The sequence below is a fragment of the Cryobacterium sp. TMT1-66-1 genome (genome assembly GCF_004403435.1).
GTDB lineage: Bacteria > Actinomycetota > Actinomycetes > Actinomycetales > Microbacteriaceae > Cryobacterium > Cryobacterium flavum.
On sequence record NZ_SOGP01000008.1, the window covers coordinates 130,542 to 152,198 of the forward strand.

20 protein-coding genes are annotated in these 21,657 nt (G+C 65.7%); 6 read left to right on the forward strand and 14 right to left on the reverse strand.

The features are described from left to right. The first annotated feature begins 48 nt into the window (after window positions 1–48). The gene (locus tag E3T29_RS05750) at window positions 49–300 is read left to right on the forward strand and encodes a DUF6458 family protein (protein WP_092341415.1); all 252 of its coding nucleotides are present in this window, start codon (window positions 49–51) and stop codon (window positions 298–300) included. 75 nt (window positions 301–375) lie between these two features. On the opposite strand, the gene E3T29_RS05755 is transcribed toward E3T29_RS05750, so the two are convergent. After that, the gene (locus E3T29_RS05755) at window positions 376–1,869 is read right to left on the reverse strand and encodes an MFS transporter (RefSeq protein WP_134344642.1); all 1,494 of its coding nucleotides are present in this window, start codon (window positions 1,867–1,869) and stop codon (window positions 376–378) included. A gap of 274 nt (window positions 1,870–2,143) precedes the next feature. On the opposite strand from E3T29_RS05755, the gene E3T29_RS20450 reads away from it, so the two are divergent. Continuing rightward, window positions 2,144–2,707 carry a TetR/AcrR family transcriptional regulator gene (locus tag E3T29_RS20450; RefSeq protein WP_134344617.1) on the forward strand — a complete coding sequence of 188 codons (564 nt, stop codon included), beginning with the start codon at window positions 2,144–2,146 and terminating at the stop codon, window positions 2,705–2,707. Between the two features lie 58 nt (window positions 2,708–2,765). Here the strand turns inward: E3T29_RS20450 and serA are convergent, their stop codons facing one another. Further along, on the reverse strand, window positions 2,766–4,358 hold the full coding sequence (gene serA / locus E3T29_RS05765; RefSeq protein WP_134344618.1) for a phosphoglycerate dehydrogenase: 1,593 nt from the start codon (window positions 4,356–4,358) through the stop codon (window positions 2,766–2,768). An 86-nt stretch (window positions 4,359–4,444) separates the two neighbouring features. Between serA and E3T29_RS05770 the strand changes: the two genes are divergently transcribed. After that, window positions 4,445–4,840 carry a DoxX family membrane protein gene (locus E3T29_RS05770; protein ID WP_134344619.1) on the forward strand — a complete coding sequence of 132 codons (396 nt, stop codon included), beginning with the start codon at window positions 4,445–4,447 and terminating at the stop codon, window positions 4,838–4,840. On the opposite strand, the gene E3T29_RS05775 is transcribed toward E3T29_RS05770, so the two are convergent. The 11 genes from E3T29_RS05775 to E3T29_RS05825 form a co-directional block, all read right to left on the reverse strand. Continuing rightward, entirely contained in the window at window positions 4,841–5,212 is a 372-nt protein-coding gene (locus E3T29_RS05775) for a hypothetical protein (protein WP_134344620.1), read from the reverse strand. It abuts the gene before it with no gap. Continuing rightward, entirely contained in the window at window positions 5,209–5,712 is a 504-nt protein-coding gene (locus tag E3T29_RS05780; protein WP_134344621.1) for a DNA polymerase III subunit gamma/tau, read from the reverse strand. The genes E3T29_RS05775 and E3T29_RS05780 overlap by 4 nt, the downstream gene beginning before the upstream one ends. A gap of 30 nt (window positions 5,713–5,742) precedes the next feature. Then, the gene (locus E3T29_RS05785; protein WP_134344622.1) at window positions 5,743–7,044 is read right to left on the reverse strand and encodes an Nramp family divalent metal transporter; all 1,302 of its coding nucleotides are present in this window, start codon (window positions 7,042–7,044) and stop codon (window positions 5,743–5,745) included. 161 nt (window positions 7,045–7,205) lie between these two features. Then, a complete protein-coding gene (locus E3T29_RS05790; protein ID WP_241987665.1) occupies window positions 7,206–8,531 on the reverse strand; it encodes an alkaline phosphatase family protein in 1,326 nt (441 codons plus the stop codon). Then, window positions 8,528–10,171: an alkaline phosphatase gene (locus E3T29_RS05795; protein ID WP_134344623.1), complete on the reverse strand. Its 1,644-nt coding sequence runs from the start codon at window positions 10,169–10,171 to the stop codon at window positions 8,528–8,530. The genes E3T29_RS05790 and E3T29_RS05795 overlap by 4 nt, the downstream gene beginning before the upstream one ends. 87 nt (window positions 10,172–10,258) lie before the next feature. Further along, window positions 10,259–10,933 (reverse strand): DUF998 domain-containing protein, encoded by a 675-nt coding sequence (locus E3T29_RS05800; RefSeq protein ID WP_134344624.1) that lies wholly within the window; start codon window positions 10,931–10,933, stop codon window positions 10,259–10,261. A gap of 78 nt (window positions 10,934–11,011) precedes the next feature. Next, on the reverse strand, window positions 11,012–12,040 hold the full coding sequence (gene ilvC / locus E3T29_RS05805; RefSeq protein WP_134344625.1) for a ketol-acid reductoisomerase: 1,029 nt from the start codon (window positions 12,038–12,040) through the stop codon (window positions 11,012–11,014). Window positions 12,041–12,086: 46 nt separating this feature from the next. Further along, window positions 12,087–12,596, reverse strand: coding sequence for an acetolactate synthase small subunit (gene ilvN / locus E3T29_RS05810; protein WP_166792332.1), 510 nt, complete (start codon window positions 12,594–12,596; stop codon window positions 12,087–12,089). A gap of 2 nt (window positions 12,597–12,598) precedes the next feature. After that, window positions 12,599–14,392, reverse strand: a complete 1,794-nt coding sequence (locus tag E3T29_RS05815; protein ID WP_134344626.1) for an acetolactate synthase large subunit — start codon at window positions 14,390–14,392, stop codon at window positions 12,599–12,601. Between the two features lie 96 nt (window positions 14,393–14,488). Continuing rightward, window positions 14,489–16,183, reverse strand: a complete 1,695-nt coding sequence (ilvD, locus tag E3T29_RS05820) for a dihydroxy-acid dehydratase (RefSeq protein ID WP_134344627.1) — start codon at window positions 16,181–16,183, stop codon at window positions 14,489–14,491. A 31-nt stretch (window positions 16,184–16,214) separates the two neighbouring features. Continuing rightward, window positions 16,215–18,425, reverse strand: a complete 2,211-nt coding sequence (locus tag E3T29_RS05825; protein WP_241987666.1) for a bifunctional alpha,alpha-trehalose-phosphate synthase (UDP-forming)/trehalose-phosphatase — start codon at window positions 18,423–18,425, stop codon at window positions 16,215–16,217. 159 nt (window positions 18,426–18,584) lie between these two features. On the opposite strand from E3T29_RS05825, the gene E3T29_RS05830 reads away from it, so the two are divergent. The 3 genes from E3T29_RS05830 to E3T29_RS05840 all read left to right on the forward strand — a co-directional run bounded on the left by E3T29_RS05830 (window position 18,585) and on the right by E3T29_RS05840 (window position 21,206). Further along, window positions 18,585–18,773: a hypothetical protein gene (locus tag E3T29_RS05830; RefSeq protein WP_092341404.1), complete on the forward strand. Its 189-nt coding sequence runs from the start codon at window positions 18,585–18,587 to the stop codon at window positions 18,771–18,773. A gap of 115 nt (window positions 18,774–18,888) precedes the next feature. After that, window positions 18,889–19,323, forward strand: a complete 435-nt coding sequence (locus E3T29_RS05835; RefSeq protein WP_134344629.1) for a hypothetical protein — start codon at window positions 18,889–18,891, stop codon at window positions 19,321–19,323. Between the two features lie 62 nt (window positions 19,324–19,385). After that, window positions 19,386–21,206, forward strand: a complete 1,821-nt coding sequence (locus tag E3T29_RS05840) for a glycoside hydrolase family 15 protein (RefSeq protein WP_134344630.1) — start codon at window positions 19,386–19,388, stop codon at window positions 21,204–21,206. Window positions 21,207–21,350: 144 nt separating this feature from the next. Here the strand turns inward: E3T29_RS05840 and E3T29_RS19575 are convergent. Then, a partial coding sequence (locus tag E3T29_RS19575; RefSeq protein ID WP_166792333.1) for an HNH endonuclease occupies window positions 21,351–21,657 on the reverse strand: 307 nt, incomplete at its 5' end.

A 21,657-nucleotide genomic window follows, 5' to 3' on the forward strand; every position in this document is an offset into this window, starting at 1 on the left:
AGTGCCTAGGCTTGTCCCTAGCGCACCACCAACGGAAAGCAGGAAATCATGAGTATCGGACTAGGAATCTTTCTGCTCGTCGTCGGCGCCATTCTGGTGTGGGCCCTCGACGTGACCGTCACCGGCATTGATCTGACGCTCGTCGGCTACATTTTGCTCGCGGCCGGAGCACTGGTGACGATCCTCGGCATCGTGTTGATGACCCGCCGCCGCAATAGCGTGAGCACCACCCGCACGATCGCCGACCCGGCGAACGGCGAGCAGGTCACGCGTCGCGAGAACTCGATCGACGACCTCTAACGCACAGCTCGCGAAAGCGGGTGAACTGTTGCTTGAGCACTCGCGAAAACAACGCGTCACCCGCTTTCGCGAGCTTTAGCGGGCCCGGCGCAGCGACAGCAGCGCCACGACGGCCGCTCCGAGCACCAGCGCGACGCCGATCCAGGCGGTCAGGCCCACACCGCTATCGAAGGCGTGTCGGGCCGACTCGAGCAGCTGTTCCCCGGCCGCGGGCGAAAGATGGCCGGCCACGGACACCGCTCCGCCGAGAGTCTCCCCCGCCGCCAGCCGGTCGGCCGCGCTCAGGCCTTCCGGCAACAGTACCGCCGCCCGGTAGGACACGGTGAGGATGGTGCCGAGTACGGCCGTTCCGAGCACCGCTCCCAGTTCGTAGGCTGTCTCAGACACAGCGGATGCCGCCCCTGCCTTGTCAGCCGGCGCGGTCGCCACGATGAGCTCGTTCGAGACGGTTTCGGCCGCGCCGATTCCGATGCCGAGCAGCACGAAGGCGACGCCGATCCAGAACGCATCGATTGCACCGCCGCGCAGCGCGATCGACGCGAATCCAGCCACCGACACCAGCAGCGCCACGGGCACCACCCGCGACGGCCGTACCCGGCGTGCAATCGGCACGATCAGCAGTCCGGCCACGATCATCGCGGCCAGGCCGGGAACGAGCACCAGCCCGGCGTTCAACGGCGACAGCCCGAGCACGAGTTGCAGGTGCTGCGAGATGAAGAACAGGCAGCCGACCAGCGCCGTGACACTGAGCAGGTTGACGCCGACCGCGCCGCTGAAAGCGCCGCGTCGAAACAGCCCCATGTCGAGCATGGGGTTCGGCACATGCAGCTGTCGACGCACGAACCAGACGCCGAGCCCCAGTCCGAGCGCGATCGGGGCGACCGTGATCCAGGTCACGCCGTGCTCGGCGATGCTCTTGATGCCGTAGACGATCGGCAGCATGGTGCCGAGTGAGAGGGCAATACTGAGCAGGTCGATGCGCCCCGGGTGCGGATCCCGTGATTCGGTCACCAGAATTGGCGCCAGCACGAGCAGCGGCAGCAGAACGGGAACGGCGATCAGAAAGACCGAGCCCCAGGCGAAGTGCTCGAGCAGAATGCCGCCGACCACCGGGCCAAGGGCGCTCCCAGCCGCAAAGCCGGTGGCCCAAATCGCGATAGCGAGGCGACGCTGGTCGCGGTCGACGAAGGTGGAACGCAGCAGCGACAGAGTCGACGGCATGAGCATGGCGCCGAAGAATCCGAGGGCGGCGCGGGCGATGATGAGCCCCTCGATGCTCGGGGCGAAGGCCGCGAACACCGAGACCACACCGAAGCCGGCCGAACCGATCATCAGCAGGCGGCGACGTCCGATGCGGTCGCCCAGGCTGCCCATTGCCACGAGCAGTCCGGCCAGCACCAGAGGGTAGATGTCAACCATCCAGAGCAGCTGAACACCGCTCGGCAGGGTGGCCGTGGAGATCGCCGGCAGGGCGAAGTTGAGCACGGTGTTGTCGATCGACACGAGCAGTACCGGTAGAATGAGCACCGCGAGGGCCCACCAGCGCCTGCGGTCGTGCCGTACCGGCAAAGCGGATGCCGCGGTGCTGGCCGATCCGGCTGCCCGCGTCTCGCTGCTTCGACTCTCTGCCGCACGGCTTTGGTCGGCGCGGTTCGAGACGATACCGGGCAGGGTAATGGAATTGGTGGGAACAGCGGGGGCAGACACGATCTCGTTTACTTTCTGGGTTCTTTCTCGACCGCCACGGGCGGAGCAACAAATTCAACTGTACCGGCTAGACGGTATAGTTGTCTAGTTCGCCCGTGCCCGACCGAGAGTTTGCGTGTTCGTTACCATGGCCCATATGCCGAAAAATGCTGCCGCACCATCCGTTCCCACCCGGGATCGTCTGCTCGACGCCTTCGAAGACCTGCTGGTCGAGGGCGGCGAGCGGTCGGCGACGCTCGATGCCGTCGCGGCGGCCGCTGCAGTCTCCAAGGGCGGTCTGCTGTACCACTTCGCGTCGAAGGACGCCCTGGTCGACGGTGTTCTGGCACGGTTGGACGCGCTCGCCCTGCAGGACGCCGAAAATATTCGCACCGCCCCGGCCGGCCCGGTCGACTATCTCATTCGCACCTCGGTGCACACCGGCAGTCCCCTCGACCGCGCCTATATTGCCGGGTCGCGTTTGGCCCAGGGCCGGGATCCCCGTGCCATGCAGGTGCTCGCCGATATTCGTCGGCGCTGGCTGTCGGTGATCGAAGAGGCCGTGCACGACCCGGATACCGCCCAGGCGATCATGCTGATCAGCGACGGTCTCTACGTCAACAGTTCACTGGCCGAGAACGAGCTGGCACCGCAGGATCCCACGGACGCGGCGATGACGCGGCTGATTGCCCTGATCGGCCGGCTTCTGCCCGGCTCCTAGAGATACACGAGTGGGCGCCTACAGGGCAGGCGCCCACTCGCATCCGTTCTAAACAGGCCTATTCGGTGAGGTCGATCGCCACCATGATCTCGGCGTCGATCGCGGCGCGCACCGCGGTGAGCAGTCCGGCCGGAACCTCGGAGTCGACGGTCAGCACGCTGAGCGCCTTGCCGCCGGCCACGTGACGGGCGATCTGCATGCCGGCGATGTTGATGTTGGCCTCGCCGAATTCGCGACCGTACACGGCGACGATTCCCGGGCGGTCGGCGTATAGCATGACGATGAGGTTCTTGGCGAAGGGAACCTCCACGTCGTAGCCGTTGATCTCGACGATCTTCTCGATCTGCTTGGTGCCCGTGAGGGTACCCGAGACGGAGACCTGCGAACCATCGGCGAGGGCACCACGCAGCGTGATCACGTTGCGGTACTCGGGCGATTCGGCGTCGGTGAGCATGCGCACCGTGACACCGCGCTGCTCGGCCAGCAGCGGTGCGTTGACGTACGAGACGGTTTCGCTGACCACGTTCGTGAAGATGCCCTTGAGCGCAGCGAGCTTGAGCACGCTGACGTCGTACTCGACGAGTTCGCCGTGCACCTCGATGTCGACGCTCGTGAGCGGGCTGTGCGCGGCGAGGCCGGAGAACACCTGGCCGAGCTTCTCGACCAGCGGGATGCCGGGGCGCACGTAGGGGTCGATGACGCCGCCGGCCACGTTGACCGCGTCGGGAACAAGTTCGCCGGAGAGCGCGAGGCGCACGGACTTGGCGACGGAGACGCCGGCCTTTTCCTGCGCTTCGTCGGTCGAAGCGCCGAGGTGCGGGGTGGTGATGATGTTGTCGAGTCCGAGCAGCGGCGAACCGGTCGGCGGTTCGTTGACAAACACGTCGAGGCCGGCGCCGGCGATGGTGCCGGCGACGAGGGCTTCGTGCAGGGCGTCTTCGTCGATGAGTCCGCCGCGGGCGACGTTGACGACGAACGCGGTGGGCTTCATCAGCCCCAGCTGGGCGGCACCGATCATTCCGGTGGTCTCGGGGGTCTTCGGCATGTGGATCGTGACGAAGTCGGACTGGGCGAGCAGTTCGTCGAGGGTGACCGGGGTCACGCCGAGCTGCTGGGCGCGGGCCGAGGTGATGTAGGGGTCGTAGGCGATGACGTTTGTACCGAACGCCTGCATGCGGGCGGTGATGAGCGCACCGATACGGCCGAGGCCGATGATGCCGATGGTCTTTTCGTAGAGCTCGACGCCGGTGTACTTGGAGCGCTTCCAGGCTCCGTCGGCGAGGGCGCCTGACGCGGCCGGAATGTGCCGGGCCAAGCTCAGGATGTGACCCACGGTCAGCTCGGCGGCCGAGATGATGTTGGAGGTTGGTGCGTTGACGACCATGACACCGGCTGCGGTGGCGGCCTTGATGTCAACGTTGTCCAGGCCGACGCCGGCGCGGGCGATGACCTTCAGAAAGGGCGACGCTTTGATGGCTTCGGCATCCATTTTGGTGGCTGAGCGCACCAAAACTGCCTGCGCGGTGGCAAGCTCGGCGAACAGCGCGGAGCGATCCGTGCCGTCGACGTGGTGAATGTCAAAGTCGGGCCCGAGGGCATCGACGGTGGCGGGGGAAAGTTCTTCGGCGATCAGGACGACGGGCTTCGACAATAAAATCGGATCCTTAGATTGCAAGTGTCGGCGGCGCGACAAAGGGCGCTACTCGATTTCCACCCTACCGGCTGCACAATAGACCAATGAGCAGCGACGTAATAGACGGACTCCAACTGGTTCTGCGCGTGATTCTCGCCGTGGTACTCATCGGCGCCGGAGTCACCCATTTTCTACCGGCGGTCAAGCGCACCATGGCGGCGATGATTCCGCCGCGCCTACGCCGGGATGGTTTGGCCAGCCCGGTCAATCTCGTACTGTTCACCGGAGTGTGCGAGATTGTCGGCGACGTTGGCCTGCTCGTTTCCTCGACCAGGGTGCTCGCGGCCGGGGCGCTGGTGCTCTTTCTGGCTGCGGTCTTTCCGGCCAACGCCTACGCTGCGCGCCATCCGAAGCGCTTTGGGCGGGTGGCGATTCCGTTCGTCCCCCGGCTCATCGCCCAGCTGGTGCTGATGATCCTGATCGTTCTCGCGGTGCTCTGACTAGACGATCAATCGGGCCAGGCTGAATAGGGCACCGAGGTCCAGCGATACAGCGGCAACCGCGCAGATCCCGACCAACAGGGTCAGGGCCTGCACGCCGAAAGCCCGGTTACGTCCGAGCCAGTAGGCCAGCGCGTAGACCAGAATCGGCAGGATCACCGCGAAAATCAGCACGGTCCAGCCGAAAGCGCTCAGCTGGGTGTCGAGTGACTGCGCCAGCAGGTTGAGCAGGGCCAGGTTGCCGATTGCTTCCCACACGTCGTAGGCATAGAACAGCCCGAAGAAGATCGCGATGGCGAGCAGCAGCCAGCGCGGCGGTCGACGACGGATGGCTGTGCTCGCGTCGCCGGTGCGCCCGTCTGTGTCACTCATGAGCCCGGTCCTGATCCGATAATGAAGGGCAGTGGGACGAGAACGACGACGCCGATCAGAAGCCAGACCAGTCGGGCCCGCGGACGGCTCGTGGTGAGCCAGAAGGTGACCCCGAACCAAACCAGCGGCGCTGCCACGGCGAGCCAGGCGCCGAGGGAGAACATGAATTCGGCGACCGGGTCGCTGATCGGCTTCTCGATGCGAGCGACTCCAATGAACCAGCCGATCGTGTACAGCAGGTACATGCCGGCGAGAATGCCCATGCCGACGAGGGCGACCGAACTGACCGCTGCGCTCTGCGGTTCGGTATCCGATTCAGTGCCGTCATCGGCCGGCTCGGTTTCGACCGCTCGCTGGGCTGACACTGACTGCTCTGGGATAGTCCATCCCTCCGGTAGGCCGGTTGGTTCGGGCGCGGCCCGACCGCTTCCCGTCGGCACCAGCGTCGGGTCGTCGTCGCCGGCCCAGTTCAGCGCATCGTCGTCACGTCTCGGATTCATTTTTCCAGAGTATCCGGTTACGGGCAGAGGCTAGCCGAACAGCGGCTTGACAGCCGTGATCAGCTGCTGCACGCCCAGAATGATGAAGAGCAGGGCGCAGATGCTCAGGGCGATATTGGTGAACCAGCGATTGCGCCACTCGTGCGGGATGCGCTTGCCGTTCAGCAGGCCGAGCAGGGTGATGGCGAGGAACGGCATGAACAGCGAGCCGAGTACGCCGTAGGCGAGGATCAGCCCAATCGGCGAGCCGAGCAGGAACAGGATCATCGGCGGGAAGGTGAGCCACAACAGGTAGAACTTGAAGTACTTGCCGCCGACCATGGTGTCGGGGTGACCCGACTTCTTGCCGCGCATATTGCCCCAGAAATCGGCGAACATGAGGCTCACGCCGTTCCACACGCCGATGATCGACGAGAAGGAGGCCGCCCAGAAGCCCACCAGAAAGCCGGTGCCGACGACGGCGCCGTACTTCTCATTGAGCACAGTCGACAGGTCGAGCAGGCCCTTGTCGCCGGCGCTCAGGGTGATGCCAGCGGCACCGACCACTTCGGCGCCGACGATGAGCATGGCCACGACGAAGATGCCGGTCATGACGTAGGCCATGCGGTTGTCGATGCGCATGACCTTCATCCAGCGCGGCGTAGACCAGCCCTTTTCGCGCAGCCAGTAGCCATAGGCGGCCAGGGTGATCGTGCCGCCGACGCCGCCGGCCAGGGCGAGCGTGTAGAGAACGCCGCCCTCGGGGATGATCGGCACGAGACCGCGCAGCATGGCGGGAAAATCGGGGGCGGCGATGACGGCGAGGCCGACGACCGTCACGAACATGATGCCCACGAGTACCGCGGTGATCTTCTCGAAGATGGCATACCGGCCGAACCAGACCATGGTGAGTCCGGCGAGACCCATCAAGACCGCCCAGACCGGCAGCGGGAGCAGCGGGAACAGTGCCGCGAGGGGCAGAGCGGCCGAGGACATGGCAGTGGCGCCATAGACGAAGCCCCACAGCATGATGTACGGACCGAAGTACCAGGTGGTCCATTTACCGAGGGACCGCCAGCCCTCGAAGATGGTTTTGCCGGTGGCGAGGGTGTAGCGTCCGGCGCCCTCGACCAGCACGATCTTGAGGATCACGCCGAGGATGACCGCCCAGAGCAGGGCGTAGCCGTAGCGCGAGCCGGCCACGAGGGTGGCGACCATGTCGGCCGCTCCCACGCCGGTGGCGGCCACGACGAGGCCGGGGCCGACAATCTTCCACTTGGGAAGTTTTCCATCCGGGTCGAGCGTCGCCGGTGCGACCAGCTTCGAATCGTCGAGATTTTTGCCTGAGGTCATGGTGCGGCCGGCCTTACGCGAGTGGAGCGGGCGGCCCCGCAGACATCCGTTTAAGGGTGGACCTGCAGCGAAGCTGTGCGTCGGTGCACAGGACCAGCTGAACCGGCCATGCGACCGGTGCATTCCTCGACTCTACCCATAATGGGGTAATCAACGGGTTGTCACGCGGAGGTGAAGGCCACCGCCCGGTCGACTCCGTCATAGCCACCGGCCGGCGCTGCCAGACCGAACAAGGCAGCCACCGTTGGTGCGACGTCCATCGTGCGCGCCGGGTCCGACAGGGTGATTCCGGTGCGCACGCGCGGGCTTCCACCGGAAATGAAGAACGGAATCGGCTCAGTCGTCGGATGCCCGTGATTGCCCGGAATCGGATTAGACAGCACGGCCGGATCGGAAAAGCGCCAGCCCGCCCGGCAGTAGGCCACGAGGTCACCGGCCTCGTCGCCCAGTCGCAGCTCTGCGGGTTCATACACCGCGAGCACCCCCTCGTGGGCCGCGACCAGAGCACGGACTTCGGCGAGTCCGGCAGCACGGCCCGCGTCGCTGCCCACCCAGTACATCAGGTCGGCGCCGCCGTTCTGGCCGATGACCACCTGCTCGCGCAGTTCCGGGTGATCCTGCAAAATCAGATCAACCGAGATCACGTTCGACGGGATCGACCAATCCATCGAGTGGTCAGCGAGCACCATGATCACACTGCTCTCCCAGAGCCCGACAGCGACCAGGTGATCGATGAAACGACCAATCTGAGAGTCGCTCAAGGCCAGAGCCGCGGTGCGGGCGATCTTGACCGAAGAGCCGGTTTCGTCAGAATGCCCGACCCGGTCGATATCACCGAAGTTAGCGAAGACCAGGTCGGGGTCCGACGCCGTGACCAGGGAGATGAGGGCATCCATCGTGAACTGGTCCGGCGCGTGGCCGCTCACCGGGACGAGCGGCGCCGGCTCCCACCGGTAGGTGGCGCGTTCGCCGAATATTCCGAACAGGTATTCCTTGCTGAGCACCGATCCGGTGGTCAGCCCTCCGGTTCGCAGTCGCTCGAGGACGGTCGAAAAGCGCAAATCACCCGGTCGGTCCAGGGTGCGCACGACACCTTCAGCACGGTCGTAGACGGCATTCGCCGGAACACCGGACCGGTCCGGCCGGACGCCAGTCATCATCATGACGTGATTGGGGATGGTCTCCATGATGGGGAGCGACCGGGCCGCCGGAAAATTGACGCCCTGTGTCCGCAGGGCGTGCAGACGGGGCGTGAGCTCGGGCGTGATCTCATCGGGGCGGCATCCGTCAATGACCAGCACGTACACCCGGGTACGGTCGGCGGGGACTCCCGGGTCTGCAGAAGCGGATTCCGCGGCCCAGGCCGCTCCCGGCGCTGCGGAGAGCACGACGGCAGCTCCGGCGCCCACGGCAATCTTGAGAAATGTCCGACGGTTAGCCGTGCCCTCTGCTCCGCCCACCGCTGCCAGCGAATCGAGGGCGCTCACAACGCGGCCGTCACCGTCTGCGTGCCGGCCGCGACCCGGAACGACGTCGACAGCGAGCTCGTGGACGCCGGGCTGGTGCGCTCCGACAGTACGTACCAGTCCATCCGCACCGCTGCCGGTGTCACCTCGAGCACGGAGAAGCCGTGCGAGTCGAAGTCGAGGTACTTGACGTGCGGGTTCGCGGTCCGGAACGCGGTTTCAACGGCGACGGACGCGGTGCGCGGCGGCACCCCGAGAATGTCGTCCAGATTGTCGCTGGTCACCGAGGTGCAGACCAGTTCGGTGGCGACGGAGGTGCCGGTTGTCGGGTAGGTAAGCGGGTCGGCCGGAATGTCGCAGGCCCAGCCGGAGTGGATGTCCCCGGTGAGGAAGACGGTATCCGTGACGCCGTGGTCGCGCAGGTGACTGATCACACGACTGCGATCGGCGGTGTAGCCGTCCCACTGGTCGACGTTGTACGGCACGCCGTCGATCGTCGTTGTACCGAGGAGGGCCTGCACTCCCCCGATCTCGGCGGTGGACAACGTCGACGGAAAGCGCACCGGCGCGATCATGACCGGGTTCCCCACGAGTTTCCACTGCGTGTCGGTTTGCGTGAACCCGTCGAGTAGCCAGTCCATTTGTGCGGTGCCGGTGATGGTGCGGTCGGGGCTGGAGATGTCGGCGCTGACCATGTTCGCGGCCTGCTCGCTGCGGTAGCTGCGCAGGTCGAGCATCGACACACTCGCCAGGTCGCCGAAGCCGAAGCGACGATAGAGCTGGCCGCCCACGTCGTAGCGCACCGGCATCCACTCGGCATAAGCCTGCTGGGACGCCTCCCGCCGCGCCTTCCAGGTGCCCTCGGCGCCCTCGGTGTGGTTTTCGGCACCCTCCGACCAGGCATCGTTGGCGGATTCGTGGTCGTCCCAGGTGACGATGAAGGGCACCGCGGCGTGCAGCGCCTGCAGGTCGAGGTCGGTTTTGTACTGCGCGTGCCGACGACGGTAGTGCTCAAGGGTGATCATTTCGGTCGTGGGGTCGTGTGGCCGCACGACCACGTCACGGGCCTGGTACTCACCGACGCCGTATTCGTAGAGGTAGTCCCCGAGGTGCAGCACGACGTCGAGGTCGCCGCGATCGGCCAGGTGGCGGTACGCGGTGAAGAAACCCGCCTGCAGGTTGGCGCAGGACACGACACCGAGGCGCAGGCGATCGATGGCGACGCCGGCGGCCGGGGCTGTCTTGGTGCGACCGACCGGGGAGGCGACTCCGCCGGAGCGGAAGCGAAACCAGTAGCTGGTGGACGGCCGCAGCCCGGTGGGTATCACCTTCACCGTGTGATCCCGGGCTGCACCGGTTATGGTCTTGCCCCTCGCTGCGACCCGCAAAAAGCCCGAGTCCTCTGCCACCTCCCAGGTCACCGAGACGTCGGGGCCCAGGCCCGACCCGGGTGCGGCCTCGGTCGTCGGAGTAACCCGAGTCCAGAGCAGGATACCGTCGGGCAGCGGGTCTCCAGAGGCGACGCCGTGGTCGAATCGGGTGCCGGCGGACAGGACGGCGGCGTTCGAGCTGGCTGGCTGGCCGCCCACGGTCGCTGCTGCGGCGCCGGCAACAACGAAAACACCGGCCGAGAAAAGGTCACGTCGAGAGAGGGTAGGCATCACCCCAGTTTGGGGGGTGACTGACGAATACTTCGCAGTGAGATCATTCTGTTCACCGAGTGTTCAGCGCGGGCCGGCTGGTGTACGTCAGGCCAGTCGACGGATTCCGGCGCTCACGCACCAGGTCCACCCCAGAATACCCACGAGGGCCAGGCGCTCCGCGAGGCCGACCACACCGGGCGCCCAGATACTGGCTGCGACGACTGCGAGCAGACCGGTCAGGGTGAGTGCGGCGAACGCGACCGCCCACGGTAATGCCTGCGGCAAGAAGCGGTTCACCCGCAGCCAGATCGTCAGCACCAGGATCGCGATGAGGGCGCTGACAAAGCCGGCTGTGGCGACCGCGAGGTGGATGGCCCCGACCGTCGTGGACGTCTCCAGGGTCGACGCGTGCGCCGCGCTGACATCGGTCGGGAAGAATGCGAGAACGGCCGAGCTGGCTCCCCCCACCAGAAACAGCCCGAGGCCGACGCCGAGCACCCCGTCGCGGCGCGGAGGCAGCAGAGCCCGGTAGGCCAGGGCGATCGCCGCGACGGCGGCGATGCAGAACAGCGCGCGGCCCAGAAAATTGACGTTCATGATCCACCCGTACGGGCCGACGGCGAGGTTGCTCTCGGCGTCACTGATCGGGCTGTAGTGCGGCGGCAGAAATTGCAGCACCACGTCGATGAGCACATACAGCACGACGCCGACCATGACCACGGTCGCCAGGCTGTGCCGCAGCGCACTCATCCAGCGCGTGCCGGTGCCGGAAAGTGCCATATCGACCAGTCTGTCGTTGGGAACGCACGAAGGGACCCTCGCGAACGAGGGCCCCTTCACTGATTCAAGCGGATGCCGCTAGCGCGAGACCGATCCGTCGGTGTAGTCGTCGTCGGTCGACGCGTTCCACGCGAACAGCTTGCGCAGGCTGCGGCCGGTGGCCTCGATCGGGTGCTCTTCGCCCTTCTTGCGCAGGGCGAGGAATTCCACACCGCCGTTGTCCTGGTCGGCAATGAAACGTTCGGCGAACGCGCCGCTCTGAATGTCGGCGAGAACGGCCTTCATGTTCTCCTTGACGCTCGGGTCGATGACGCGCGGGCCGGAGACGTAGTCGCCGTACTCGGCAGTGTCGGAGACACTCCAACGCTGCTTGGCGATGCCGCCCTCCCACATGAGGTCGACGATGAGCTTGAGCTCGTGCAGCACCTCGAAGTAGGCGACCTGCGGCTGGTAGCCGGCTTCGGTGAGAACCTCGAAGCCGTACTGGATCAGCTGTGAGGTACCACCGCAGAGCACGGCCTGCTCGCCGAACAGGTCGGTTTCGGTTTCTTCGGTGAAGGTGGTCTTGATACCGGCGGCGCGCAGGCCACCGATCGCCTTGGCGTAGCTCAGGGTGAGCGGCCAGGCGTTACCAGAGGCATCCTTCTCGACGGCGACGATCACGGGAACGCCGCGACCGGCTTCGAATTCGCGGCGCACAGTGTGGCCGGGTCCTTTGGGGGCAACCATGACGACGTCGACGCCGTCGGGAGCGGTGATGTAGCCGAAACGGATGTTAAATCCGTGGCCGAAGACGAGTGCCTTGCCGGCGGTGAGGTTCGGCAGCACATCATCCTTGTACAGGTGACGCTGCACCTGGTCGGGTGCGAGGATGACGATGACGTCGGCCCAGGCTGCGGCATCCGCTGTGGAGAGCACGGTGAAGCCAGCTTCTTCGGCCTTGGCCTTGCTCTTGGAGCCGTCCTTCAGGCCGATCTTGACCTCAACGCCGGAGTCGCGCAGGTTCTGTGCGTGGGCGTGACCCTGCGAGCCGTAGCCGATGACGGCCACCTTCTTGCCCTGAATGATCGACAGGTCGGCGTCTTTGTCGTAGAAAATCTCAGACAATGTGTATCTCTCCTCGTGAATTGATTGTTAGAAAAAGCTGAAAACGTTAGTTTTTGAAGACGCGCTCGGTGATCGACTTGCTACCGCGGCCGATGGCGAGCAGGCCCGACTGCGCGAGCTCGCGAATGCCGAACGGCTCGAGCACGCGCAGCAACGCCTGCGTCTTTCCGCTGTCGCCGGTGACCTCGATCACGACGGCATCCGTTGACACGTCGACGACGCGGGCTCGAAACAGATTCACGGCTTCGAGTACCTGAGAACGGGTGGTGTTGTCGACCTTGACCTTGATCAGGAGGTGTTCGCGCTGCACCGACTGGGCCGGGTCGAGCTCGACAATCTTGATGACGTTGATCAGCTTGTTCAGCTGCTTGGTCACCTGCTCGAGCGGTATGTCTTCGACGTCGACCAGAATCGTGATGCGGGACAGGCTGGGGATCTCGCTGTGGCCCACGGCGAGGCTTTCAATGTTGAAGCCGCGGCGCGCGAACAGGCCGGCGACGCGCGTGAGCAGGCCGGGCTTGTCCTCGACGAGCAGACTCAGAACGTGGCTCGTCACGGTTATTCTTCTCCCCAGGTCGGTGCGTGATCTTTGGCGTACTGCACGAAGCTGTTGCTGACTCCCTGCGGAACCATCGGCCAGACCATGGCGCCGGGGCTCACGATGAAGTCGATCACGACCGGGCGGTCGTTGGTGGCGAGGGCCAGTTTGATGGCGTCATCAACCTGGTCCTTGCTGGTGACGCGAATGCCGAGCGCGCCATAGGCATCCGCCATTTTGACGAAGTCCGGCACCATGGCGGTGCCGTGACCGGTGTTGAGGTCGGTGAATGAGTGACGTCCGTCGTAGAACAGCGACTGCCACTGGCGCACCATGCCGAGCGAGGAGTTGTTGATGATCGCGACCTTGATCGGAATCTTGTTGATGGTGCAGGTCGCGAGCTCCTGGTTCGTCATCTGGAAGCAGCCGTCACCGTCGATCGACCAGACCACACGGTCGGGTTCGGCGACCTTGGCACCCATCGCCGCGGGCACGGAATAGCCCATGGTGCCAGCGCCACCGGAGTTGAGCCAGGAGTTGGGGCGCTCGTACTTGATGTACTGCGCCGCCCACATCTGGTGCTGGCCGACGCCGGCCGCATAGACGGCTTCGGGGCCGGTGAGCTCACCGATGCGCTGGATCACATACTGCGGGGCCAGCAGTCCGTCGGTCGGTTCGGTGAAACCGAGCGGGAACTCCTCCTTCAGGCCATGCAGATAAGTCCACCACTCGGTCGTGTCGGGGGCAGTCCCCTGGGCGGCCTCGGCCCAGGCCAAAGTCAGGTCAGCAATGACGTCCTTGGCATCACCGACGATGGGTACATCGGCCAGGCGGATCTTGGAGATCTCCGCCGGGTCGACGTCAACGTGCACGATCTTCGCGTTGGGCGCGAATTCGCTGATTTTTCCGGTCACCCGGTCGTCGAAGCGTGCTCCGAGCGAAATGATGAGGTCACTTTCCTGCAGCGAGAGCACGGCCGGAACCGTGCCGTGCATGCCCGGCATGCCGAGGTGCTGCGGGTGCGAGTCGGGGAAGGCACCACGGGCCATGAGGGTGGTTACGACGGGTGCACCGGTCGCCTCAGCCAGCGCGAGCAGTTCAGCGGATGCGTGGGCGCGAATGACACCGCCGCCCACGTACAGCACGGGCTTCTTCGCGGCGAGCAGCAGCTGGGCTGCCGCCTGCACCTGCTTGCCGTGGGCCTTCACGATCGGCCGGTATCCGGGCAGGTCGAGTTTGGGCGGCCAGATGAACGGCGCGAGGTTCTGCTGCGCGTCCTTGGTGATGTCCACGAGCACCGGGCCGGGGCGGCCGGTCGATGCGATGTGATAGGCCGAAGCGATCGCGGCCGGAATCTCTTCCGCGGTACGGGCCAAGAAGGAGTGCTTCGTGATCGGCATGGTGATGCCGATGATGTCGGCCTCCTGAAAGGCGTCCGTTCCCATCGAGGTGGAGAAGACCTGGCCGGTGATCGCGAGCAGCGGAACCGAGTCCATGTAGGCATCCGCTATGGCGGTGACGAGGTTGGTGGCGCCGGGGCCGCTCGTGGCGATGGCGACGCCGACGCGACCGGTGGCGGAAGCGTAGCCCTCGGCGGCGTGGCCGGCACCCTGTTCGTGGCGCACCAGAATGTGGCGGATCTTGTCTTGCGTCATGAGCTCGTCGTAGAGCGGAATGACAGCGCCGCCGGGAATACCGAAAACGTCGGTCACGCCGAGCAGTTCGAGGGTGCGAATAATGGCGCCCGAGCCGGTGAGCATTTCCGGCTCCGCAGATGCGGGAGCTGAGGGCACGGGAGTGGTTTCCGTGGTCATGATCGTTGAATCCCTACTTCGAATCGATTGGTTGGGGGTGCCGCTGAGCGCGGTCGGCCGGTGCGTTCAGCCGGTGATGTCGGCCGGTACGTGCTGTTAGCCGGTAATGGCGCCTTCAGCGGCTGAGTGCACGAGCTTGGCGTACTTGGCGAGGACGCCGCGGGTGTAGCGCGGGGGAAGAGGCGCCCAGCCTTCTCGGCGGGCGGCCAGCTCAGCAGGTGCGACCAGTAGGTCAAGCGTGCGAGCTGCGATATCGACCCGTATCAGATCCCCATCGCGCACGAAGGCGATTGGACCTGCGTCCACCGCTTCGGGTGCTATGTGGCCGATACACAGTCCGGTTGTGCCGCCTGAGAATCGACCGTCCGTTAATAGTAGTACATCGGAGCCGAGGCCCGCGCCCTTGATGGCGGCCGTGATCGACAGCATCTCGCGCATTCCCGGCCCACCCTTGGGTCCTTCATAGCGGATGATGACGACGTCACCCTTGTAGATTTTGCCGTCGGTAAGCGCGTCCATCGCGCCGCGTTCCCGCTCGAACACCCGAGCCGGTCCTTCGAACACGGTCGCGTCAAATCCGGCGGTCTTCACCACAGCCCCCTCGGGGGCGAAGGTGCCCTTGAGGATGGTGATGCCACCGCTCTTGTGAATGGGGTTGTCAAGGGTGCGCAGCACCTCGCCGTCGAGGTCGGGCGGGTCGATCTCGGCCAGGTTCTCGGCCACGGTCTTGCCGGTGACGGTGAGCGCGTCGCCGTGAATCAGGCCAGCTTCAAGGAGCGCGCGCATGACGACGGGAACGCCGCCCTGACGGTCGACGTCGTTCATGACGTACTTGCCGAAGGGCTTGAGGTCGCCGATGTGCGGAACCTTGTCGCCGATGCGGTTGAAGTCGTCCAGGGTGAGCTCGACCTCGGCCTCGCGGGCGATGGCGAGCAGGTGCAGCACGACGTTAGTGGATCCGCCGAAGGCCATGGCCACGGCGATGGCGTTCTCGAACGCCTTGCGGGTAAGAATGTCGCGGGCGGTGATGCCGAGGCGCAGCATGTTGACGACGGCTTCGCCGGAGCGGCGGGCGAAGTAGTCGCGGCGACGATCAGCGGATGCCGGGCTCGCCGACCCCGGCAGGCTCATTCCGAGGGCCTCAGCCACGCTGGCCATGGTGTTGGCCGTGTACATACCGCCGCAGGCACCCTCGCCGGGAGCGAATGCACACTCGATGCGCTTGGCGTCCGCTTCGCTCATGCGGCCGGCCTTGACCGCTCCGACGGCTTCGAACGAGTCGATGATGGTGATGTCTTTTTCGGTGCCGTCGCTGAGCTTGACCCACCCCGGGGCGATCGATCCGGCGTAGAGGAACACGCTCGCGAGGTCGAGGCGGGCGGCGGCCATGAGCATGCCGGGCAGGGACTTGTCGCAGCCAGCCAGCAGTACACTGCCGTCGAGGCGTTCGGCCTGCATGACGACCTCGACCGAGTCGGCGATGACCTCGCGGGAGACCAGGGAGAAGTGCATGCCCTCGTGCCCCATCGAGATGCCGTCGGAGACGGAAATGGTGCCGAACTGCAGCGGGTAACCGCCACCGGAATGCACGCCCTCTTTAGCGGCCTGCGCTAGGCGGTCCAGCGAGAGATTGCAGGGTGTGATCTCGTTCCAGGAGCTCGCAATACCGATCTGGGGCTTGTCCCAGTCACCGTCGCCCATGCCGACTGCACGGAGCATGCCACGGGAGGTGGTGGCCTCGATCCCATCGGTGACGTCGCGGCTACGGGGTTTCACATCGATCTCAGACATGCTTCCGAGTCTAGAACCTTGGCGGGCCCGGTCAGAGCGAACGGCCAGAGCGCAATGCGGCGATGCGCACCAGAACCTGGGTGACCTCCTGCGGGCTGCGCACCCGGTAGCCGGCGAGGGTTGCGCCCTGACCGATTTTGAGACCGACGTCATCCTCGTCGAGGGCGGCGAAGGCATCCTCGTCGGTCACGTCGTCGCCGGCGTAGAACACTCGGTCGGCGCCGGTGTAATCGCGCAGTTTCGCGAGGGCATCACCCTTGGTGCTGGAGCGCACCGAGAATTCCAGCACGTTCTTGCCTTCTCGAATGGTCAGCCCTGGCAGCTGGTCACCGAGTTGGTCGCGCGCCTGACCCTGCGCGGTCTGGCCGTCTTTCTCGGTGGCCAGGCGGGTGTGCAGGGCCAGGCCGGCGGGCTTGCGTTCAATCGTGGTGCCGGCAATGGACCCGGAGATGGTTTCGAGCACCCGGGCGAGGGTGTCGAGTTGCTCGAGCTCGGCGGAGAGCAGGTTGAGCTCGATCTCGGGGGTGTCCAGCTGCACCTCGATGCCGTGCGAGCCGGTGAGCAGCACCGCGCTCTGCGGCTGGGCGACGTGTTGCAGGCTGACCAGTGCCCGGCCGGAAACGAAGGCCACGCGCACGCCCGGCAAGTCCAGCAGTGCCTGCACAGCCTCGCGGGTGCCGGCGATGGCGCGGGCGTCTTCGGGGTGGTCGACGTGCGGGGCCAGGGTTCCATCGAAGTCGAGCGCGATCAGCAGGTTCTCGGCGTTGGCAATACTCTGCAGGGCCAGGTCGAGGTCGTCGGGGATGCCGGCTGGTACGGCCGCTCCCCCGCTGAGTGCCCGTAGGAAGGAGGCTGACCAGGCTGCCACATCGTTCTCGGCGACCTTGCGGCGGAGCGCGCGCATACGTCTGGTGCGCTCACGTTTGGGCATCTCGACCGCGCGCACGATCGCATCCTTGGTGCCGTCGATGTCGTGCGGGTTGATCAGGATGGCCTGTTTGAGTTCGTCAGCGGCGCCGGCGAACTCGCTTAGAACGAGAACGCCGTCCACGTCGAAGCGCACGGCCACGTATTCCTTGGCGACGAGGTTCATTCCGTCGCGCAGGGCTGTGACCAGCATCACGTCGGCGGCGAGGTACATCGCGACCATTTCTTCGCGCGGGTAACTGTGGTGGTGGTAGCTGATGGCGGTGTGGCTGATGGTGGAGAAATCACCGTTGAGGCGGCCGACTGCGAGTTCGATCTCGTCGCGCAGGGCCATGTAGGTGCTGACGCGTTCACGGGACGGGCTGGCGACCTGCACCAGGGTGACATCTTCGACGCTCAGTCGTCCGTCGGCGAGCAGTTCTCCGAAGGCCTTGATGCGGTGCCCGATGCCCTTGGTGTAGTCGAGCCGGTCGACGCCGAGCATGAGGGTTTTCGGGTTGCCGAGGTCTTCACGAATCTGCCGTGCGCGGGCCTGGATCTCGGGGCGCCGGGCGAGTTCTTCGTAGGCGGCCGCGTCGATCGAGATCGGAAAGTGTTTGGCGATGACGCGTCGGCTGTCGCCGTTCTCGCCGGTCGGCACGTCGATGACGACGCCGCGGGTGGGATAGCCGTAGAGGCGACGCACCGCTTGGGAGAAGTTGCCGGCATCCGCTCCCCGTTGAAAGCCGATGACGTCGGCGCCGAGCAGGCCGTGCAGGATCTGTTTGCGCCAGGGCAGCTGCGCGTATATGCCATATGGCGGAAATGGAATGTGATTGAAGAATCCGATGACCAGGTCGGGGCGGGCTTCGCGCAGCATGCGCGGCACGAGCTGCAGCTGGTAGTCGTGCACCCAGACCGTGGAACCCGGGGCGGCCACCGCTGCGGCGGCGGCAGCGAATCGGCGGTTGACCGCGACGTAGGCATCCCAGGTCTCGCGGTGAAAGCTCGGCGGCGCGATGACGTCGTGGTACAGCGGCCACAGCGTGTCGTTGGAGAAGCCCTCGTAGTAGTCCTCAATGTCGGCTTCATTCAGCCGCACCGGAACCAGGGAGATGCCGTCGTTCTCGAACGGTTCGAAGTCGCGGTCGGCGACGCCCGGCCAGCCGACCCAGGCTCCGTGCGAAGAGCGCATCAGCGGTTCGAGCGCGGTGACCAGCCCGCCGGGCGACGTACGCCAGGTGACGGCGCCGTCGGCACCCTCCTCATAATCCACCGGAAGGCGGTTCGAGACGACGACGAGCGTGTAGGTGCCGGCCGGAGTATCGACGGGCACGATGGGCGCTCCTGGGTCAGTCTGGGACCGTGTGGATTCGGCTGAAGAAGTAATGGATCATCCGTTCCGGGCACACCCGAGGTGCACACCTGTGTTGCCCTCCTAAGGTTACCAGCCGTCCAGCGCCCATTCCCGGGTAACCTGATGCCGGAGGTTCACATGCGAAAGTTCGTATTCAATAGTGCGATGATCGGCGTGATTGCCGGCGGCTGGAACACCGTGCAGGCCACGCGGCACGGCCCCCGGGATTGGCGCCTGGTAATGCTGTGGCTCGGCTGGGCTCTGAGCGCCGCTGTCGCCGTCGGCACCGTCATCGAAGATGCCAATAAACGCAAGATTGCGAGCTGACTTCCGCGCTTTTGCGGCGTGTCCACCGTCCCACAGGCATTGTGTCACCGAAAATGGACGAAGAAGTTTGTTGCTGGCTGCAACAGAGTGATCGTGTGTTTGGAAGGGGCTTGTCATGTTTGGTCGTCGACGCCGACGTTTGGCCGCGAGCGCAGCGATGAGTATCGCTCCGGCTCCGGTATTGCGCGACGAGCAAATCTTCGAGCTGCTGCACGACAAGCTCAGTGCGCTGGTCGGCGAGCACGGCGCCTGGACCCTGGTGGCCCGCAGCTCGGACGACACCGAGGTAATCTTTCACGGGTTGAAAGCCAGGGAGATCGCGACCGAGCTCACCGAGGCCATTACGACCGAGCAAGCCGCACTGCGCGGTGAGACCAGCGGTGAGCCGACCGCGCTGTCCTGGACTCCGGCGCCGATCACCAACTGGAGCGAACCGGCCGCAGCGTTGCCGGTGCCGGCCCCGACGAGCGATGCCGAGGTGGCCGCGGCATCCGCTGCCTGGATCGACAAGGCGTCAGCAACGCTCGCCTCGGCTCGTTTGGTCGCCTGATCCGGCTGCCCGCCGCGCCGATCCGGAGCGAATTCTCACCCTGCTGCTGACAGGATGGCCTGATGGCACTCAATATCGAGGACTACGCGCTCATCAGTGACTGCCACTCGGCGGCCCTCGTCGGACGCGACGGGAGCATCGATTGGCTCTGCCTGCCGCGCTACGACTCCGCCTCGCTGTTCGGCGCGTTGCTCGGTGACGAGAACCACGGCCGCTGGCTACTGGCCCCCGCCGATACGACAGCCACGGCCGTGCGCAGCTACCAGGGCGACACCTTCGTGCTCTCGACGGTGTGGACCACTGCTACCGGCCAGGTCGAGGTGCTCGATTTCATGCCGCACGGCGATGGTCGGGCCGACCTGGTGCGGCGCGTGCGCGGCATCAGCGGCACGGTGCAGATGGTCCAGGACCTGCGATTTCGCTTCGGCTACGCCACGACCGTGCCCTGGGTGCGGCAGCTGAAGGGCGAGAAGGTGCGCGGCCTCGTGGCGATCGCCGGCCCCGACGCCATCGTGGTGCGCGGCCCCCAGCTACGCGCCTCGGATCATCGCCACGTGTCACACTTCGAGCTCACCGCCGACGAGACGGTCGACGCGCAGATGACCTGGTATCCCTCGCATCGCGAGGTTCCGCCGGCCATCGACATTGACGCTGTCCACGCCTCGACCTGCGCCTGGTGGCAGAACTGGGCGTCGAGTTGCAGTCACGAGGGGCCGCTGCGCGCCGAGGTCGTGCGCTCGCTGCTCGTGCTGCGCGCCCTGACCCACGAGCAGACCGGCGGCATCGTGGCGGCGGCGACGACGTCGCTGCCCGAGCAGGCCGGCGGCACTCGTAACTGGGACTACCGCTACGTCTGGCTCCGCGACGCCTCACTCACGCTCGAAGTACTGCTCAGCCACGGCTACGAGGTGGAAGCCGACGGCTGGCGGGCCTGGCTGCTGCGCGCCATTGCCGGCGATCCGTGCGATGTTCAGATCATGTACGGACTCTCCGGCGAGCGCTATCTGCCCGAGCGTGAACTGACCAGCCTGCCCGGCTACGATGGCGCCTCCCCCGTGCGGGTCGGCAACGGCGCAGTCGACCAGTTTCAGTCCGATGTGATCGGCGAGGTTATGGTGGCCCTGCACGCTGCCCGCGCCGCCGGGGTGCAGGAGAACGAGTTCTCTTGGCCGCTGCAGCGTGCCCTTATGGGCTTTCTCGAGAAAAACTGGCGCCGTGCCGACCAGGGAATCTGGGAGGTGCGCGGTCAAGCCCGCGAGTTCACCCACTCGCGGGTGATGGTCTGGGCCGCCTTCGACCGTGCGGTGCGCGGCATCGAGGAGTACGGCCTCGACGGTCCGCTCGACCGGTGGAAGACCCTGCGTGACGAGGTGCGCGCCGACATCGAGAGCAGCGGCTTTGACGTAATTCGAAACAGCTACGTGCAGTACTACGGCAGCACCGAAGTGGATGCCTCCCTCCTCGTGCTCCCGCAGGTCGGCTTCTGCGCGCCCACTGATCCGCGCATGCTCGGCACCGTGGCCGCGATCGAGGCGGATCTCAGCCACAATGGCCTGCTCCTGCGGTATCGCACGCGCGCCGCCGTGGATGGCCTGCCGCCGGGTGAGCATCCGTTTCTGGCCTGCTCGTTCTGGTTGGTCGAGCAATACGCCGCCTCGGGACGCCTCGACGACGCCACCGCGCTCATGGACACCCTGCTCGGCTTCGTGAACGATGTGGGGCTGCTCTCGGAAGAATACGACGTGACCAACGGACACCAGATGGGCAACACTCCGCAGGCGCTCTCACACCTGGCGCTGGTGCGGGCAGCGGATGCGATCATGGCCGGCCGCGCCGCCTCGGTGCTCGCCGACTCGGCGGCGAGCACGCCGAACGGCACGTAGGTCGCAAAGCCTGATCGTCGGGTAGAGCCCCTCGATCGTCCCGCCCCGTCGGGACCCAAGGTGTGGAGCCCAACCATCTCGTCGGTCGAGCTTGTCAACCGCAATCGTCCAACGCGACCGGTCTGAGCTGGCCGCCGCGTAACGCTACTGCGGCGCTTCGAGCAGCGTCGGCTCCTGCATGAGCGGGTTCTTGCTGGGCAGCGCAATCAGGGTTTGCTCGGGATCAGTCTCGACCGGAGGTTGCAGCCAGTATGTTTCGTCGAGGAATAGGACCCGCCAGTGCCGATTGTGGAGCAATAGATGGTGGTGGGAGCAGAGCAGTATGGCCTGATCGATGTTGGAAAAGCCCAGATCAGCCCAGTTTTCAATGTGATGCGCTTCACTCCACGAGGGTGGTTGGTCGCAGCCGGGCCAGCGGCATCCGCCGTCGCGCGCGGCGAGGGCGCGGCGT